The sequence below is a fragment of the Streptococcus orisratti DSM 15617 genome, assembly GCF_000380105.1.
GTDB lineage: Bacteria > Bacillota > Bacilli > Lactobacillales > Streptococcaceae > Streptococcus > Streptococcus orisratti.
The window spans coordinates 43,909-62,262 of sequence record NZ_KB904460.1 but is presented as its reverse complement, the minus strand read 5'-3'; the positions used below and the strand labels follow the sequence as shown (position 1 = coordinate 62,262).

Genomic DNA, 18,354 nt, shown 5'->3' with positions numbered 1-18,354 from the left:
ACATGCGTTATTTTAAAAGATATGCTATAATGAAATCATCACTTTAATCAGGCTTAGAAAGCCGAGTATCTTTATAACGTAGGAGAGCCCATGAAATCTGATATCGAAATTGCACAAAGTATCGAACTCAAACCAATTACCGAAATTGTCGAAAAAGTCGGTATTACATTTGATGATATTGAACTTTATGGAAAATACAAAGCCAAATTGTCTTTCGATAAAATCAAATCTGTTCAAGAAAACAAACCAGGTAAATTGATTCTTGTGACAGCGATTAACCCAACACCTGCTGGTGAAGGAAAGTCAACTATGTCAATCGGACTGGCTGATGCTTTAAATAAAATCGGCAAAAAAACAATGATTGCTCTTCGGGAACCATCTCTTGGTCCTGTTATGGGAATTAAAGGTGGAGCGGCAGGAGGTGGTTACGCCCAAGTTCTTCCAATGGAAGATATTAACCTTCACTTTACGGGTGATATGCACGCCATTACAACTGCAAACAATGCTCTTTCAGCAATTATCGATAACCACCTTCATCAAGGAAACGAACTTGGTATTGACCAACGTCGTATTATTTGGAAACGTGTTGTTGACCTCAATGACCGCGCCCTTCGTCATGTCACAATTGGTCTTGGTAGCCCAGTTAACGGTATTCCACGTGAAGATGGCTTTGACATTACAGTAGCTTCAGAAATCATGGCAATCTTGTGTTTAGCAACCGATATCAACGATTTGAAAGAACGTTTGGCAAATATTGTGGTTGCTTATCGCTATGACCGTACACCAGTTTATGTTCGTGATTTGAAAGTAGAGGGTGCTCTGACACTAATTCTTAAAGATGCTATTAAACCTAATTTGGTACAAACGATTTATGGTACACCCGCTCTAGTCCACGGTGGCCCATTTGCTAATATTGCACACGGTTGTAACTCAGTTCTTGCAACAGCAACAGCACTTCGCTTAGCTGATTATACAATTACAGAAGCTGGATTTGGTGCTGACCTTGGTGCTGAAAAATTCCTTGATATCAAAACACCAAATCTTCCAACAACACCAGACGCTGTTGTTATTGTTGCCACAATTCGCGCCCTTAAAATGCATGGCGGCGTAGCTAAAACAGACCTTGGCGAAGAAAATGTTGAAGCGGTTCGTGCTGGATTTGCTAATCTTAAACGTCACGTTGAAAATATTCGTAAATTTGGTATTCCAGCAGTTGTCGCTATCAACGAGTTTGTTGCAGATACGGAAGCTGAAATTGCTGTACTCAAAGAACTTTGTGCTGAAATTGACGTTCCTGTAGAACTCGCTAGCGTTTGGGCAAATGGTGCTGATGGCGGTATTGATCTTGCCAATGCTGTTGTTAATGCTGTTGAAAATGGCGGTGCAGATTACAAGCGCCTCTACTCAGATGACGATACCCTAGAAGAAAAAATCCAAAAGATTGTCACTGAAATTTACGGTGGAAAATCGGTTGTTTTTGGACCAAAAGCTAAAACACAACTCAAACAATTCGCTCAGTTTGGCTGGGATAAATTACCCGTTTGTATGGCTAAAACACAATACAGCTTTTCTGATAACCAAGCACTTCTTGGAGCACCAGAAGACTTTGATATCACAATCCGTGAATTCGTACCAAAAACTGGCGCAGGCTTCATCGTTGCCTTAACAGGTGATGTCATGACTATGCCTGGTTTACCTAAAAAACCAGCTGCGCTTAACATGGACGTTGCTGAGGACGGAACAGCAATTGGACTCTTCTAAAATATTTTTTGGAATTGATAAGTTTAAAGCCGACTTTGGTCGGCTTCAGAATGAAGACAAAGTCGTTAGAATTGTATTTCTAACGGCTTTTTCATGCGTAAAGTAATATAATAGAGATAAGAATCCAGTTAATAAGTAGAGGGAGAATCGCTATGTTACACAAAGAAAATCCAGACTACAATCGCGGTCAATTTGGTTTCTACAATCTAGATGACCTTGTTCCTCAAGATCATCTCCTTCGTCAAATAGAGGAAGCTATTGACTTCTCCTTTATCTATGACTTAGTCGCAGATAGCTATAGCGATGAAACAGGGCGTCCTAGTCTTGACCCTGTTCTGCTCATTAAAATTCCAATCCTTCAGTGTCTCTTCGGCATTCGTTCCATGCGCCAAACCATTAAGGAAATTGAAGTGAACACTGCCTACCGTTGGTTTCTTGGTCTTCGACTGGATGATAAGGTGCCTCATTTCACGACCTACGGAAAGAATTATGTCCGTCGTTTCCAAGATAAGCAGGTCATTGAAGGCATTTTCACCCATATCTTAGGTCTATGTGTCAATGCAGGTTTCATAGATCCAACAGAAATTTTCATTGATGGTACTCATATCAAGGCTGCAGCGAATAACCGTAAATTCATCAATCGTGAAATTGAAAAGCAAGCCAAGTTTATGAGTGATCAGCTAGAGATTGAAATCAATAGAGACAGAGTGAAGCACGCAAAAAAGCCGCTAGGGCTCGCAAAAGAACCGGAGCCCGTCGCTAAGAAAATTTCTACAACCGACCCAGAAAGTGGTTGGTTTCATAAAGGGGACCATAAGGAAGTATTCGCTTATACAGCTCAGGTTGCGTGTGACAAGCATGGTTGGGCTCTAGCTTATAGCGTGGAGGCTGGCAATGTCCATGACAGTCAGGCTTTTCCTGTACTCTTCACTAAACTTCAACCCTTTCAGCCTAGCTTTCTCATTGCCGATTCTGGTTATAAGACCCCAAGTATCGCTCGCTTCCTCCTAGAACAAGAGATTACTCCAGTCTTTCCGTACACACGACCGAAAGGGAAGAAGGGAAAACTACGCTCGAAGGATTTTGTTTACGATGAATACTATGACTGTTATATCTGTCCTGAGAATCAGGTCTTAAACTATCGTACTACAACCAGGGAAGGTTATCGGGAATATAAGAGTGATCCAGCTATCTGTGCTACATGTCCACTCTTATCCATTTGTACAGAAAGCAAGAACAAGCAGAAAGTGGTAACTCGACACATTTGGAAAGAGGCTTTAGAAACCTGTGAAGAGATTCGACATCGAAAGGGCATGAAGGAACTCTACCAGAAGCACAAAGAAACTATTGAACGCCTCTTTGGGACAGCTAAAGAGTACCACAATCTTCGTTATACAAGAGAGAAAGGCAAGTCCAAAATGGAAGATAAGGTTGGACTGACTTTGGCGTGTTTAAATCTCAAGAAATTGGTAAAAATAAGGGCAGGCAAGCCTTTTTATTTTGGACAGATAACCACTATGCTGGCAAAAAGACCGACTATCAGACCAATAAACAGAAAAAGACAAACATCAATCGAGATGTTTGTCTTCATTCTGAAGCCGACTTTGGTCGGCTTTTTATGGTACTATAATTTTATGAATAATAAGAGTCATCGCTACACTTCAAAAATTTATCCATCAAACCACGGTGGAACTTACACCATCTTTCCTTTTGATATTCGAGAAGAATTTGGTAAAGGTAGAGTAAAGGTATATGTCACTTTTGATGGGTATCCCTACGAGGGCTCCATAGTTAATATGGGTGTTAAAGATGATAATGATAAGGTTTGTTATATTGTTGGAATTCGAAAGGATATTCAACAAGCGATTGGAAAAGGGATAGGGTCATCTGTCAATATCGTATTGAAAGAAAGAGAATGACAGTTATACTTTTCTAAACATCTAATCTTTTGTCAAGTTTCTTTTAGTCAGTTGACCTTGGACGTTTTCTATTGAGTATCAACTTTTTACATGATTAAATTACTTTAGGATTTTTCATCCATCTGTTAAATGTGATATAATAACAAAAAGTAGTTTAGGAGGTGTTTTTATCAGTCATAAAATCAAAGTTTTAAAGCTTTTAGATAAAAGTCGTCAAGGTTTTTTGCGTGGTATTTTCAGTAGAACGACAATCATTGCTTTGTTCATCATACTACAAATTCTTTTTCTTATGGCTTCATTTGCTTGGCTGGATCAATATCAACTTTGGTGCGAAGGAATTGAACGACTTCTAGCCGTGGCTGTGGTGTTGTATTTGGTTAATAGTGAAATGGACGCTCTATCTCGCGTGACTTGGTTAATCTTGGTGATGGTTGTGCCCTTATTAGGATCATTATTTCTTATTTATACCAAATTAGATTGGGGTTACCAAGGGTTAAAGCAACGCTTTAATCATTTAGTTGATGAAAGTGAACCATATCTAAAAGATGACGAACAAATCTTGGAAGTACTGAAAGATGATACATCCACAACTTACCATCTTGTTCAATATCTGCAATATAGCCGAGGTAATTTTCCTGTATATAACAATACCAAAGTGACTTACTTTCCGTCTGGAGAGGATTTTTTCGAGGAATTGAAAAAACAATTGAGAAAAGCTCAAAAATACATTTTTCTAGAGTTTTTTATTGTTGCAGAAGGTCGTATGTGGGGAGAAGTTCTCAGCATTTTAGAAGAGAAGGTCAGAGAAGGAGTGGAGGTACGTGTCCTATATGATGGGATGAATGAACTCTCTACACTTTCAACAGATTACACGAAGCGGCTTGAAAAAATCGGTATCCGCGCTAAAGCATTCTCACCTATTTCTCCTTTCATATCAACTTATTATAACTATCGGGATCACCGCAAGATTATTGTAATTGATGGCCAAGTTTCCTTTACAGGAGGCGTTAATCTTGCTGATGAGTATATTAATGAAATTGATCGTTTTGGACATTGGAAAGATACAGCTTTGATGCTAGAAGGCCCTGCTACTGATAGCTTCCTCATCTTGTTTTTACAAATGTGGTCAATCACCGACAAGGAAATGGTTGTGGAGCCTTACCTTACTTCCCATGATACCTCCTTCATCGAAAGCAAAGGTTATGTTATTCCCTATGGAGACTCTCCTCTTGATACAGACAAGATTGGCGAAAATGTCTATATTGACATTCTCAATCATGCCAAGGAATACGTTTACATCATGTCTCCTTACTTAATTCTGGACAGCGAAATGGAACACGCTATTCGTTTTGCTGCCGAACGTGGTGTAGATGTCCGTCTAATCATGCCAGGAATCCCAGACAAGGCAATACCATACGCCCTAGCTAAAACTTACTTGTCTCCTTTGATGAAATCTGGGGTTAGTATTTATTTTTACACACCCGGTTTTATCCATGCCAAAGTTTTTGTCAGCGATCATGCCAAGGCTGTCGTTGGAACAATTAACCTTGATTATCGCAGCCTATACCACCATTTTGAATGTGCAACCTACCTTTACAAAGTAGATGCGATTGATGACATCTACAAAGATTACATTGACACATTAGCTAAATGTCAAAAAGTAACTCCTGAAATTTTAGCAAAGACACCATTTGTTCAGAAAGTTCTTGGCCATGTGGTAAAAACCATTGCACCGCTCTTGTAAAATAGCTGAGTTTTTGTTATAATTTTCGTATGCGATGAGCCGAATTTGGTCGTAAGACTATATTTGCGCAGGGGAGGTCATAAACGCAGGAGCGGACCTTGATGATTTGTGTGAACCTTTTCATCTCATGGAAACGTGCCCCCTCAATCCCTTATCTTTGGATAAGGGATTTTTTGTCGGTTTCTATCGAGTAATAAGGGTAACGATGAAGTTTGAAGACTATTTACTGGCAGCACACCGTTCTCAAATACATCAAAGTCACTTCCAATGGATTCAGTGGGTTATTTGAAGTAGGAAATAAGAACGTGAGATTTCTTCAGTCGCCAAAATTAGAAAAGATAGACTAAAGGACAACTGAAAGTAAACGGCAAGTCTAACAGTAAAATAAGACAAATCGAATATCCGTTAGAAGGATTTGAAGAACTTGTGAACTGAAAACAAAGGACGGTAAAAAGAAGAAAAAGATGATATAATAGTATCTAACCAAGTTAAACTTTTGACTTAAATTATCATACATAGTCAGATACATTACAATTAACATTATCCTAGACAAACGAAGGATAATAGTAAGTAATTTGATATTATTAACCTTAGCGAAAAAATAGAAAAAGCAACAAGTTAGTAATCTAAGTTTGGTGCCTATGTGGTGCCTAAATGAAAAATTGAAAACCAAGGGTCTCAGATCCTTGCGAGGAAAGGATTTTAATGACATGGCAATTATTCAGTGGTATCCAGGCCATATGTCCAAGGCGCGCCGACAGGTGCAGGAAAACATCAAGCACGTTGATTTCGTGACCATTTTGGTTGATGCCCGCCTGCCCTTATCCAGCCAAAACCCCATGTTAACCAAGATTGTTGGTGATAAGCCTAAGCTTATGATTTTAAACAAGGCAGACCTTGCTGATAGCATTCGTACGACACAATGGCGTAGCTTTTTTGAGAATCAAGGGATAAAAACATTGGCAATTAACTCAAAAGAACAATCTGCGGTAAAAAAAGTGACTGATGCAGCAAAGGAACTCATGGCAGATAAAATTGCTAAACTTCGTGAACGCGGTATCCAAAAAGAAACTCTGCGAACAATGATTATTGGTATTCCAAATGCTGGTAAATCTACCCTGATGAACCGTCTAGCAGGAAAGAAAATTGCTGTTGTCGGTAACAAACCAGGCGTTACCAAAGGTCAACAATGGCTCAAATCTAACAAGGATTTGGAAATTTTAGATACTCCAGGGATACTTTGGCCCAAATTTGAAGATGAAGTTGTAGGACTAAAACTTGCGCTTACTGGTGCTATTAAAGACCAACTCTTACCGATGGATGAGGTAACCATTTTTGGCATAAACTATTTCAAGCAGCATTATGCCGATCGTCTGCTCGAACGTTATAAAGGGATTAATCTTGACGAAGAAGCACCTGAAATCATCATGACTATGACTCAGAAACTTGGTTTTCGTGACGACTACGATCGTTTTTATAATCTTTTTGTCAAAGATGTACGTGATGGTAAACTTGGGCGCTACACGCTTGATATTGTCGGAGAAACAGATGGCAACGATTAAGGAAATCAAGAACCAGCTAGAAGACCTCACAACGCTTTCTGATCCAGCTTGGGCTGGCTTTGAAGCAGATAGCCGTGCAGGGGTTCAAACGGCTATCAGACAGCGTAAAAAAGCCATTCAGGCTGATTGGGACGAAGATTTGCGTTTGGAAAATATGCTACGCTACGAAAAAGATTTGTATTCACAAGGCTTCAATCAGATTGCTGGTATTGATGAAGTTGGTAGAGGCCCACTAGCAGGACCAGTGGTAGCGGCCTGCGTTATTTTGCCAAAATATTGTAAAATCAAAGGTCTTAATGATTCCAAAAAAATCCCTAAGTCTAAACATGAAGCCATTTATGAACAGGTTATGAAAGAGGCTCTGGCGGTAGGTGTTGGAGTGCAATCAAACGATGTCATCGATTGTGTTAATATCTATGAAGCGACCAAATTAGCCATGATAGAAGCAGTCGGAAAGTTAAAGAAAAAACCAGATTATTTGTTGATCGATGCCATGAAGTTAGACTTAGCTATTCCTCAGCAATCTATCATCAAGGGAGATGCCAATTCTCTATCTATCGCGGCAGCTTCTATCGTTGCCAAGGTTACACGTGACCGTATGATGACAGCTTATGATAAGCAATACCCAGGCTATGCTTTTGCTCAGAATGCAGGTTATGGGACAAAAGACCACCTCTCCGGACTTCATAATCTCGGTGTAACTCCAATTCATCGCAGAACCTTCGAGCCAATAAAATCTATCCTAGGAGGAAATGACTAATCATGTGGCTGTTTTTTCTACTTTTCTTGCTGTCACTGGGATTTTTTGTTCTTGCTTATTTTAAAGAACGACGCTCTATTTTTATAGCGCTTTTGGTTGTTAATCTGTTTATTTGGTTAGGGATATGGATTCTTTCTGCTCGTATATTAGAAACGAATGACATTTTGCGCTTGCTAGGAATCGCTATTTTCGCAACCTTTTTACTTTGTCTTATGCTTGGCCCTTTTTTCTTTTTATGCGCTCTTTATTATAATGGTTTTAAACTTCTAAAAAGTGAAGGGGTTCGTTTTCAAAACTTTTTGTCCCTTGGTTTGGCTCTTGCTATCACCTTTTATAGCTTTATTTTTCCTTTTATCACGAAGTATTTATCCTCCATCCCCGTTCTCAACTATTTCTTTTTCTATCTAGGGATTTTAGTAGCTTATCTTGTGGGACTTAGTATACTTTATACTAGTTCTAGTTTTGTTAATTTAATCAACATTTTACCACCCAAACTAGATTATGTTGTTGTTCTGGGGGCTGGCTTAATTGGTGAACAGGTTACACCACTTCTAGCGTCACGTATTGATAGAGGCATTGCTATTTATCATAAAAATCCAGGAAGTAAACTGATTATGTCAGGAGGTCAGGGGCCAGATGAAGTCATCTCCGAGGCTCAAGCAATGACTAGCTATGCTCTCGTAAAAGGAGTAGCAGCAGACGATATTATTCTTGAGAATAAATCGACTAATACAAAAGAAAATATAAAATTTTCCCGCAATCTCATGACAAACGGAAGTCAATTCGCTCTTGTTACCAATTACTATCATGTTTTTCGCGCCTTACTTATAGCACGACAACTGGGAATTAAATGTATTGGTTACGGTGCTAAAACAAAATTTTATTTTAGTTTAAATGCTTTCATTCGTGAGTTCGTTGGTTATCTTGTCTATACTAAAAAATGGCATATGACTATACTTGGTGTACTAACTTTTGTGTTTATCATCGGGACAATCCTGACACATCTTATTCAATGACAATATGGAGGTAAAAATGACAACAGAACGTGAAAAAATGCTGGCAGGCCAGCTTTATGATCCCAGTGATGTCGAGTTGAAAACTGCTCGCATAATAGCACGTGAGAAAATGGAAGATTTTAACAAGGAAGCAGACCGCGATAAGCGAAAGGAAATCATAAAAAACTGGTTTGGTACAACCGGTGCTAATCTTCTAATCGAACCACGTTTGGCATGTGACTACGGAACCAATATTCATGTGGGAGAAAATTTCTATGCCAATTTTAATTGTACTTTTCTTGATGTTTGTGAGATTCGTATTGGTGACAATGCAATGCTAGGACCGAATTGTCAACTATTGACCCCACTTCACCCGCTTGACGCTATAGAGCGTATCTCTGGTCTGGAATATGGCGCTCCAATCACTATTGGTAATAATGTTTGGCTTGGTGGCGGTGCAACTATTTTACCTGGAGTAACACTAGGCGATAATGTTGTTGTCGGAGCAGGAGCAGTAGTGACTAAATCTTTTGGAGACAATGTTGTCATAGCAGGGAATCCAGCTAAAATTATTAAAACACTTTAAAATCTCATTCAAGCTCTGCTATTTTTGCAGAGCTTTTTCGAATAATCAAAGTGGAGGAACAAGCATGAATAATTTTGAACTGTATAAATTGAAAAAAGCTGGATTGACTAATCTTAATATTATCAACATTTTGGATTATCAGGCACGTGTTGGTAAATCCTTATCACTACGCGACATGGCTGTTGTGTCAAAGTGTAAAAACCCAATTCTTTTCATGGAGTCTTACAAGCACCTAGACAGTAAAACTCTGCGAGAAGAGTTTAATAGATATCCTAGTATTTCAATACTAGACCAAGAATATCCCCTAGAACTTAAAGAAATTTATAATCCGCCAGTTCTGCTATTTTACCAAGGAAATCTGGAACTGCTGACCAAGCCCAAATTAGCAGTCGTTGGCTCTAGAAATTGCTCTGATATAGGAACGAAGTCGGTTCAGAAGGTCATCAAAGAGCTGGGCAATCAGTTTGTGATTGTATCTGGTCTAGCGCGTGGTATTGATACCAGTGCCCATGTTGCTAGTTTAAAAAATGGCGGAGCGACTATTGCCGTTATTGGAACAGGACTCGATGTTTACTATCCCAAAGAAAATGCAAAATTGCAGGATTATATCGCGAAAAATCACTTACTATTGACAGAATACGCTTGCAGTGAGCAGCCGTTGAAATTCCATTTCCCTGAACGCAATCGTATCATTGCCGGACTTGCCCAAGGTATTATCGTTGCTGAGGCTAAAATGCGTTCAGGGAGTCTTATCACCTGCGAGCGTGCCCTTGAAGAAGGAAGAGATATTTTTGCCATTCCAGGAAATATTTTAGATGGAAGGTCTGATGGTTGTCACCATCTTATTCAAGAGGGCGCAAAGTGCGTCACGACAGGATTTGATATTGTTTCTGAATATCAATTATGATTAGCTTTCTCCTATAGGAGAAAGTTTTTTGTTGACAGTTTGCTAAAAGCGGGGTATTATGTTAGAAGTTTTACTACATAAGAGAAGGAATGGAGCCAAGCTCCCGTTGAGGTAGCGAATGGTTCTTGGTATCGATTTTCATGGTAACAGCGACAGCTAGCAAAACCAAAACTAAAACAAGTACAAAAAAGGCAAAGAAAAAAGCGCCACAAAAGAACTTGGTCATTGTGGAATCACCTGCCAAGGCTAAAACGATTGAAAAATATCTTGGTCGCAACTACAAAGTTGTAGCCTCAGTTGGACACATTCGTGACTTGAAAAAGTCAACCATGTCGATTGATTTTGAAAATAATTATGAACCGCAGTACATTAACATTCGCGGTAAAGGGCCTTTGATTAATTCCCTCAAAAAAGAAGCTAAAAATGCCAAAAAAGTGTATTTAGCTAGTGACCCGGACCGTGAAGGAGAAGCTATCTCTTGGCATTTAGCCCACATTCTAGGGCTTGATGAACATGATAAAAATCGTGTTGTCTTCAATGAAATCACCAAGGATGCAGTCAAAAACGCCTTTGTTGAACCCCGTGCGATTGATATGGATTTGGTAGATGCTCAACAGGCACGCCGCGTGCTTGATCGTATTGTGGGATACTCCATTTCGCCAATTCTTTGGAAGAAGGTAAAAAAGGGGCTTTCTGCGGGGCGTGTGCAGTCTGTTGCCCTCAAGTTGATTATTGACCGTGAAAATGAAATTAAAGCTTTCAAACCAGAAGAATACTGGACAATCGACGGTTCTTTCAAAAAAGGAACTAAAAAATTTCAAGCAGCCTTTTATGGTATGAATGGTAAGAAGATGAAGCTTGAAACCAATGAAGATGTCCAAAAAGTGTTGACACAAATCACTTCTGATGATTTTCTCGTTTCAAAAGTTGAAAAGAAGGAGCGTCGCAGAAATGCTCCTTTGCCTTACACAACCTCATCTCTCCAACAAGATGCCGCCAATAAAATAAACTTCCGCACCCGTAAAACCATGATGGTCGCGCAGCAATTGTATGAGGGAATTAGCCTCGGACCAAACGGCACACAAGGTCTGATAACCTATATGCGTACAGATTCAACCCGTATCAGCCCTGTGGCGCAAAATGATGCTGCCCAGTTTATCAGTCAACGTTTTGGTGAAAAGTATTCTAAGCACGGCAGTCGTATTAAAAACGCTTCTGGCGCTCAAGATGCCCATGAAGCTATTCGTCCGTCAAATGTTAATCAGACACCAGAGGCTATTGCTAAGTATCTTGATAAAGACCAAATCAAGCTATATACCTTAATTTGGAATCGTTTCGTAGCCAGTCAGATGACTGCTGCTGTCTTTGACACCATGAAGGTTAATTTGGAGCAAAATAGTGTTGTTTTCGTTGCCAATGGTAGTCAAGTCAAATTTGATGGCTATCTGGCTGTCTATAATGATTCTGACAAAAATAAGATGCTTCCTGATATGGCTGAAGGCGACACTGTTAAGAAACTTAATACTCAACCAGAACAGCATTTTACGCAGCCACCTGCACGCTATTCTGAGGCCACTCTTATTAAGACCTTGGAAGAAAACGGCGTTGGTCGTCCGTCAACCTATGCCCCAACGCTTGATGTCATTCAACGCCGTTATTATGTTAAATTAGCCGCTAAGCGATTTGAACCGACAGAGCTTGGTGAAATTGTTAATAGCCTAATTGTTGAGTTTTTCCCTGATATTGTTAATGTTAAGTTCACTGCCGAAATGGAGGACAAACTTGACCAAGTTGAAGTTGGGAAAGAGCAGTGGCAAAAGGTCATTGATGAATTTTATAAGCCTTTCCAAAACGAATTGGAGAAGGCTGAAACTGAGATTGAAAAAATCCAGATTAAAGACGAGCCAGCTGGCTTTGACTGTGATGTTTGTGGTCATCCTATGGTTATTAAACTCGGTCGCTATGGGAAATTCTATGCTTGTAGCAACTTCCCTGATTGCCACAATACCAAAGCCATTACCAAAGAAATTGGCGTGACCTGCCCGATTTGTGGAAAAGGTCAAGTTATTGAACGTAAAACAAAACGTAATCGTATTTTTTATGGCTGTGACCGCTATCCTGAATGTGAATTTACGTCGTGGGATCTACCAGTTGGTCGTTCTTGTCCTAAATCTGGTGATTTTCTCGTTGAGAAGAAAATTCGTGGCGGAGGAAAACAAGTCATTTGTAGTAGCGAAAAGTGTGACTACAAGGAAGAAGTGGTTAAATAATCACAAAAGGTGATTTCCTAAAATAGTTAGAGTGATTTCCCATATAAAGTCTATAAAGTCCGTTATAATGGAAAAAATTAAAAATTGCCGTTATAATGGACTTTATTTGTTTTGTCTGTTATAATAGACTTCGAGGTGACTTTTATGATGTATTTTGCTTTAATTGGAGATTTAATAAATTCCAAGTCGTTACCGAATCGTTCAGAAGTGCAAGATATTTTAAAATCTTGTCTAGCACGCCTAAATCAAGATTATGAAACAGTGTTGGCTTCGAAGCTTTCTGTCACTTTAGGAGATGAATTTCAGGGACTTTTAAAAATGGAAGCTCCTATATTTCTCATTATTGACCAAATTGAGACAGCATTGCTACCGTATAACATCCGTTTTGGTCTTGGAGTGGGAGAAATAAAGACAAGTATCAATCCGGAACAAAGTTTAGGTGCTGATGGCCCGGCATATTGGTATGCCAGAGAAGCGATTAACCATATTCATCAGAAAAATGATTACGGCAATACCCAGATAGCAGTGAGGTGCAAAGAGCCATTAACTACTGAGGTCGTTAATAGTCTTATATCAGCTGGGGAAGCTATTAAAGTCAATTGGCGAGCTAGCCAAAGAATTACACTTGACGAGCTTTTAGAGTTAGGAATTTACGACGAACGTTTTGATCAGCAGCTTCTAAGCGATAAATTAAAACTAAGTTCTAGTGCCCTATCAAAACGTTTGAAGAGCAGTAGTCTCAAGGTGTACTTGCGAACTCGTAAGACAGCTTTGACGGTTCTCAGAGAAAGCAGTCGAATGAAGGAGGAAGAGCAATGACTGGACTTTCACATATTTTGAGCGATAATCCTATACTGACTAGTTTGCTAATTTGTCATTTCCTCTCTGACTTCCAGCTACAAAGTCAACGAGTTGCTGATAGAAAGAGTTCTAACCTTATTTATCTATCTTTTCATCTAGTGGGGGTTGCTGTTCCGCTACTCATCATGATAGCGCTTCAACCTAAAATTTGGTGGCTTGCTCTGCTTATCTGGATAAGTCACGCGTGTATAGATTATTTCAAACCACGATTAACAAGGCTTCTGAAACTTACTCAAAGTGCCAGTTTCTCGCTGGACCAGATGCTGCATCTGGTTATCATTATTCTTCTAGGCTTATCCGCTCAAAATTACGTTTTACCCGAATGGTTATCACCAACTAGTTTAAATCTTATTTTGTTCTTGGTTTTAATTACTAAACCAACCAATATTGCGTTTAAATTGTATTTTACAAAATACCAACCCAAAGATATTGGTAAAATCGATACTATTCCTGGTGCAGGGGCGACTATTGGTTTGTTAGAACGAATTATCATTGCGTTTTGTCTGTTCTTCAATCAATTTGCTTCAATCGGCTTGGTTTTCACTGCCAAGTCTATTGCACGGTATGATAAAATATCTAAAGATCCGGCATTTGCGGAGTATTATTTGATTGGCTCACTTTTTAGTATCTTAAGTGTTTTGTTAGCGGCATGGATTTGTTTATTTTAGATAGAATGATAAATTTAATAGAATAGTATTATGATACTAACTACGAAGCAAACCCTCTCTCCGAAGCTTGACTTGAATGTTCAATATTATTCTATTTGAAGAAATTTAGTGAAGAATTCTTCAAATCATGGTTATTAACTTAAAAAACTTACTTATAGGTATATGTTTTAAGAATATGAAATATATTACTTGGTATTTTAATACTAAGCAATTAAAACTAAAATTTTAGAAAGATTTGTGGGAATTTTTTCCAAAAGAGGTATTAGTGTCATGTCTCAATCTTACATTAATGTTATCGGTGCAGGTTTAGCTGGTTCCGAGGCGGCTTACCAAATTGCAAAACGTGGCGTTCCAGTCAAGTTATACGAAATGCGTGGCGTCAAATCAACACCACAACATAAAACTAGTCATTTTGCTGAGTTGGTTTGTTCCAATTCGTTTCGTGGTGATAGTTTAACAAATGCTGTCGGTCTGCTCAAAGAAGAAATGCGTCGCTTGGATTCTCTAATCATGCGTGCAGGGGAAGCACACCGTGTACCAGCAGGCGGTGCTATGGCAGTTGATCGTGAAGGTTACGCTCAGGCAGTGACAGCTGAAATCGAAAATCATCCGTTGATTGAAGTGATTCGTGATGAAATTATTGAGATTCCAGATGATGCCATCACAGTTATCGCAACTGGTCCTCTGACTTCAGATGCTCTAGCTGCAAAAATTCACGAATTCAATGGTGGTGATGGATTTTATTTCTATGACGCGGCAGCACCAATTATAGAAAAAAGCACTATAAACATGTACAAAGTTTATCTTAAATCGCGCTATGACAAGGGAGAAGCAGCTTATCTGAATTGTCCTATGACCAAAGAGGAGTTTATGGCATTTCATCGCGCTTTGACTACTGCAGAAGAAGCGCCTCTCAGTGCTTTTGAGAAAGAAAAATATTTCGAAGGCTGTATGCCGATTGAAGTCATGGCCAAGCGAGGCATTAAAACAATGCTTTACGGGCCTATGAAACCAGTTGGTCTAGAATATCCAGAGGATTACAAAGGACCACGCGATGGTGAGTTTAAAACGCCATATGCTGTCGTCCAACTGCGGCAAGATAATGCAGCAGGCAGTCTTTTCAATATCGTTGGTTTTCAAACCCATCTCAAGTGGGGAGAACAAAAACGTGTGTTCCGTATGATTCCGGGACTGGAAAATGCGGAATTTGTCCGTTATGGCGTCATGCACCGAAACTCTTACATGGATTCACCTAATCTCTTAACTCAAAGCTTTGCAAGCCGGAAAAATCCTAATCTCTTTTTTGCTGGTCAAATGACAGGAGTGGAAGGCTACATTGAGTCCGCAGCTTCAGGTTTGGTGGCAGGGATTAATGCTGTTCGTCGTTTCAAAGGACAAGAGCCAGTCATCTTTCCAGAAACGACTGCCATTGGTGCTTTACCGCACTATATCACTCATGCCGAAAGTAAACATTTTCAACCCATGAATGTTAATTTTGGGATTATCAAAGAATTGGATGGTCCACGAATTCGTGATAAAAAGGAACGCTACGAAAGAATTGCCGAGCGAGCTTTGCGGGATTTAGAAAGTTTATCAGATGTTTTAAAATGAAAAAAAGACCAAACTAAAATGTTCTTGGAATAAGGTGGCAGTAAAAGTCTTCAAGTTATAGTTTAGCAGATAATCAATAGAGCTCAAAGTATTGTCATTAAAATTACGCTAACAAATTATAAGAACATTAAAAATTGGTTTTAAAAAAACGCTTACAATCGTGATTTTCTTAACAAAAGAATGAAATCCCTAGCAATAATTTCAAAAATAAGATATAATATACGCGGGGATAACCAATATTCCATTTTTTGAACGGGGTGTTACAGCTAAATTTCTGACTAATTTATTAAGCTAATTTTACTCAATCACCAAAACACATTTTTTGACAGTTACATTTTGATGACGCATTGATTAGATAGCATCGCAACGGTGCTTAATCTAGATACAAGTTAAAAAGGTGAAAATTAGCTTTTGAAAGGGGTGTTGCTTATTACAGACCGTATATGTATCATTTCACTTTTAGCTTAATGATTAGAAAGGAAAAGAAGAAAATTATGAAATTGAAAAAGTTGTGGCTCTATCTTTTGACGCCACTCTTAGTGCTGTTTGGTTCAGCAGTATTTGCTAACACAGCACAAGCCAAAGAATTGACCAATGTTATTACAAGCGTCAATTTGTGGGATCTTGATAATGGGCAAGTAAAAGCACCAAATGCTGATGGTTCTTATACATTAACAACCAATACCAGCTATGCAAATTATAAATACGTGCTTGATTTTGACTTGTCTAAGTATGACGGTAATCTTTCAGACGGTGATACTTTTACGTTTACGATTCCAGCTCCTATTACTGTGAAGGCGGAAGAATTTGATCTTAAAGATAAGGAAACTGACGTAGCGGTGGGCAATGCCAAAGTCGTTTCGAATGGTGATGGGCAAGGCGGAAAAGTTACTGTTACTTTGAAAAACTTAAAAGACTACCTCGAGAAAAAAGGTGGAACACAAATTCAAGGTGTGGCAGGTACTTTATATGTAGGTTTTAGTGTCAAAGAAGTGGTATCTGAAAAAACAATCACATACCCGACTACTGAAACAAAAGACACCGTAACTCAGGTTATAAAGGTAAAACAACCTGATGTTCCAGACTACGGCTATGAAATTGGAGTAACTAATTTTGCTAAAGTTAGTGGTATCATAACTAAAGGAAATTGGACTTCTGCATTGCTGGGTAAAAGTGGTGAATATTATCACCCATTCGTTGTTCGTGTAAATGACAGACAAGAAAGTTATAATGTTATTGATATTCACGACTACATCTCAGCTGATTATGCCCCAGCACAATTTGTTCCTGAGTCATTAAAAATAGAATCTGGTTACTATGATAATAAGTATACATTCCAAGATGTTAAAGAAATGACTCAAGGTTCTGATTACACAATTGAATGGAATGAATCTTATACTGATTTCAAAATTAAAATTACCAATGCCTCAGTCAGACTAGCGTCAAATGGTAAACCAGCATCTTACCGAATCACTTACAAAACCACAGCTCCTGCTGACGGGACAAAAATTTCCAACTCGGTAGAAGTAGCGGGTGATGATGTTCCTTTGACTTATCGTACGGATAGAACTGCCAATATTGTAAAAGTATGGCGTAATTCACAAGTTACTTCTGGTGGTAGTATCCAACTGAAGACAGGTTACCGCATTACACTTTACAAAGTTGATAGCAAGACTCAAAACCGTCTTGCAGGTGCCAAATTCAAAATCACCCCTCCAGCAGGTGCTACAGCACAAGAAGAAATTGTAGAAACTAATGAAGAGGGGGTTGCCCAATCTTCTGTCTACTCTGAAGCTGATGTAAAACTTGGTGAATTTACTGTTACAGAAGTGGAAGCTCCTGTCGGTTATGAGTTGGATCCAACTCCGTTTAAAGTAACAGTTGGTAAAGACGGTGTGCTTAAGACGGTTACGAATACAAAATTTACAACCAAGGCACAAATTGTAGCTACTAAGAAATTAACAGGACGCACCCTTAAAGCAGGTGAGTTTGAATTTACTTTATCTAAAGATGGTAAAGACATTCAAACTGTTAAAAATGATGCAGACGGTAATATTACTTTTGATAAGTTAACCTTTGATACAGCAGGTACTTATAACTACACCATTACTGAAAAGAATGCGGGTACAGCTGATGAAAAAGGCGTTACTTACGATAGTCAACCTGTCGAAGTGACTGTTGAAGTGACAGCGGATGCAACTGGCAAACTGACTTCAACTGTATCTTATGCAAATAACGACAATACATTCGAAAATATCTACAAACCAACTCCAACCAATGCAGGATTTGCAGTGACTAAGAAGTTAACTGGTCGTGAGTTGAAGGCGGGTGAATTCGAATTTGTATTGAAAGGCGAAGACGGATCTGAACTTCAAAAAGTTAATAATACTGCTGACGGTGCAGTCATTTTCGAACCAATCACTTATGATACAGCAGGGGTTTACAAGTATACAATTGAAGAAACCAATGCAGGTCAAACAATCGACAATGTAGTTTACGATGATCTTAAAGTTGATGTGACAGTAACAGTTACAGACGATGGTGAAGGAAATCTAGATTCTAAAATTGCTTACTCAGATGATAAAGAGTTTAACAATGAGTATGTAGAGCCAACTACAACAACTACAACTACAACAACTACAACTGAAGAAACGACTACGACTACAACAACTACTTCAGAAGAGCCAACTACAACGACTACTTCAGAAGA

The 18,354-nt window shown here is 38.9% G+C and carries 13 protein-coding genes and 1 pseudogene; all 14 read left to right on the top strand.

Annotation, left to right across the window (positions count from 1 at the left end; all coding sequences use genetic code 11):
- Positions 1-90: 90 nt before the first annotated feature.
- Positions 91-1,761 (top strand): formate--tetrahydrofolate ligase, encoded by a 1,671-nt coding sequence (locus tag A3I7_RS0104280; RefSeq protein ID WP_018375545.1) that lies wholly within the window; start codon positions 91-93, stop codon positions 1,759-1,761.
- A gap of 152 nt (positions 1,762-1,913) precedes the next feature.
- Positions 1,914-3,248: pseudogene (locus A3I7_RS12465) on the top strand (IS1182 family transposase); the annotation flags it as partial.
- 30 nt (positions 3,249-3,278) lie between these two features.
- The gene (locus A3I7_RS14495; RefSeq protein WP_342663981.1) at positions 3,279-3,680 is read left to right on the top strand and encodes a DUF1905 domain-containing protein; all 402 of its coding nucleotides are present in this window, start codon (positions 3,279-3,281) and stop codon (positions 3,678-3,680) included.
- A gap of 169 nt (positions 3,681-3,849) precedes the next feature.
- The gene (gene cls / locus A3I7_RS0104270; protein ID WP_026217124.1) at positions 3,850-5,424 is read left to right on the top strand and encodes a cardiolipin synthase; all 1,575 of its coding nucleotides are present in this window, start codon (positions 3,850-3,852) and stop codon (positions 5,422-5,424) included.
- 710 nt (positions 5,425-6,134) lie between these two features.
- Complete coding sequence (ylqF, locus tag A3I7_RS0104265) at positions 6,135-6,986, top strand: ribosome biogenesis GTPase YlqF (RefSeq protein WP_018375542.1); 852 nt, start codon at positions 6,135-6,137, stop codon at positions 6,984-6,986.
- Positions 6,973-7,746: a ribonuclease HII gene (locus A3I7_RS0104260; protein ID WP_018375541.1), complete on the top strand. Its 774-nt coding sequence runs from the start codon at positions 6,973-6,975 to the stop codon at positions 7,744-7,746. Before ylqF ends, A3I7_RS0104260 begins: the two co-directional genes overlap by 14 nt.
- A 2-nt stretch (positions 7,747-7,748) precedes the next feature.
- Positions 7,749-8,762: a YdcF family protein gene (locus A3I7_RS0104255; protein ID WP_018375540.1), complete on the top strand. Its 1,014-nt coding sequence runs from the start codon at positions 7,749-7,751 to the stop codon at positions 8,760-8,762.
- A gap of 16 nt (positions 8,763-8,778) precedes the next feature.
- A complete protein-coding gene (locus A3I7_RS0104250) occupies positions 8,779-9,327 on the top strand; it encodes a sugar O-acetyltransferase (protein ID WP_018375539.1) in 549 nt (182 codons plus the stop codon).
- 64 nt (positions 9,328-9,391) lie between these two features.
- Positions 9,392-10,234, top strand: a complete 843-nt coding sequence (gene dprA, locus A3I7_RS0104245) for a DNA-processing protein DprA (RefSeq protein ID WP_018375538.1) — start codon at positions 9,392-9,394, stop codon at positions 10,232-10,234.
- 140 nt (positions 10,235-10,374) lie between these two features.
- On the top strand, positions 10,375-12,504 hold the full coding sequence (gene topA, locus A3I7_RS0104240; protein WP_018375537.1) for a type I DNA topoisomerase: 2,130 nt from the start codon (positions 10,375-10,377) through the stop codon (positions 12,502-12,504).
- 144 nt (positions 12,505-12,648) lie between these two features.
- Positions 12,649-13,323, top strand: coding sequence for a SatD family protein (locus A3I7_RS0104235; protein ID WP_018375536.1), 675 nt, complete (start codon positions 12,649-12,651; stop codon positions 13,321-13,323).
- A complete protein-coding gene (locus A3I7_RS0104230) occupies positions 13,320-14,033 on the top strand; it encodes a DUF3307 domain-containing protein (protein WP_018375535.1) in 714 nt (237 codons plus the stop codon). Before A3I7_RS0104235 ends, A3I7_RS0104230 begins: the two co-directional genes overlap by 4 nt.
- 270 nt (positions 14,034-14,303) lie before the next feature.
- Positions 14,304-15,644, top strand: a complete 1,341-nt coding sequence (gene trmFO, locus A3I7_RS0104225; protein ID WP_018375534.1) for a methylenetetrahydrofolate--tRNA-(uracil(54)-C(5))-methyltransferase (FADH(2)-oxidizing) TrmFO — start codon at positions 14,304-14,306, stop codon at positions 15,642-15,644.
- 494 nt (positions 15,645-16,138) lie between these two features.
- On the top strand, positions 16,139-18,354 hold a 2,216-nt coding region (locus A3I7_RS12460; protein ID WP_018375533.1), incomplete at its 3' end, for a Spy0128 family protein.

Coding starts and splice junctions, on each gene's coding strand:
- A3I7_RS0104280 (WP_018375545.1), top strand. CDS start 91: ATGAAATCTGATATCGAAATTGCACAAAGTATCGAACTCAAACCAATT.
- A3I7_RS14495 (WP_342663981.1), top strand. CDS start 3,279: ATGCTGGCAAAAAGACCGACTATCAGACCAATAAACAGAAAAAGACAA.
- ylqF (WP_018375542.1), top strand. CDS start 6,135: ATGGCAATTATTCAGTGGTATCCAGGCCATATGTCCAAGGCGCGCCGA.
- A3I7_RS0104260 (WP_018375541.1), top strand. CDS start 6,973: ATGGCAACGATTAAGGAAATCAAGAACCAGCTAGAAGACCTCACAACG.
- A3I7_RS0104255 (WP_018375540.1), top strand. CDS start 7,749: ATGTGGCTGTTTTTTCTACTTTTCTTGCTGTCACTGGGATTTTTTGTT.
- A3I7_RS0104250 (WP_018375539.1), top strand. CDS start 8,779: ATGACAACAGAACGTGAAAAAATGCTGGCAGGCCAGCTTTATGATCCC.
- dprA (WP_018375538.1), top strand. CDS start 9,392: ATGAATAATTTTGAACTGTATAAATTGAAAAAAGCTGGATTGACTAAT.
- topA (WP_018375537.1), top strand. CDS start 10,375: ATGGTAACAGCGACAGCTAGCAAAACCAAAACTAAAACAAGTACAAAA.
- A3I7_RS0104235 (WP_018375536.1), top strand. CDS start 12,649: ATGATGTATTTTGCTTTAATTGGAGATTTAATAAATTCCAAGTCGTTA.
- A3I7_RS0104230 (WP_018375535.1), top strand. CDS start 13,320: ATGACTGGACTTTCACATATTTTGAGCGATAATCCTATACTGACTAGT.
- trmFO (WP_018375534.1), top strand. CDS start 14,304: ATGTCTCAATCTTACATTAATGTTATCGGTGCAGGTTTAGCTGGTTCC.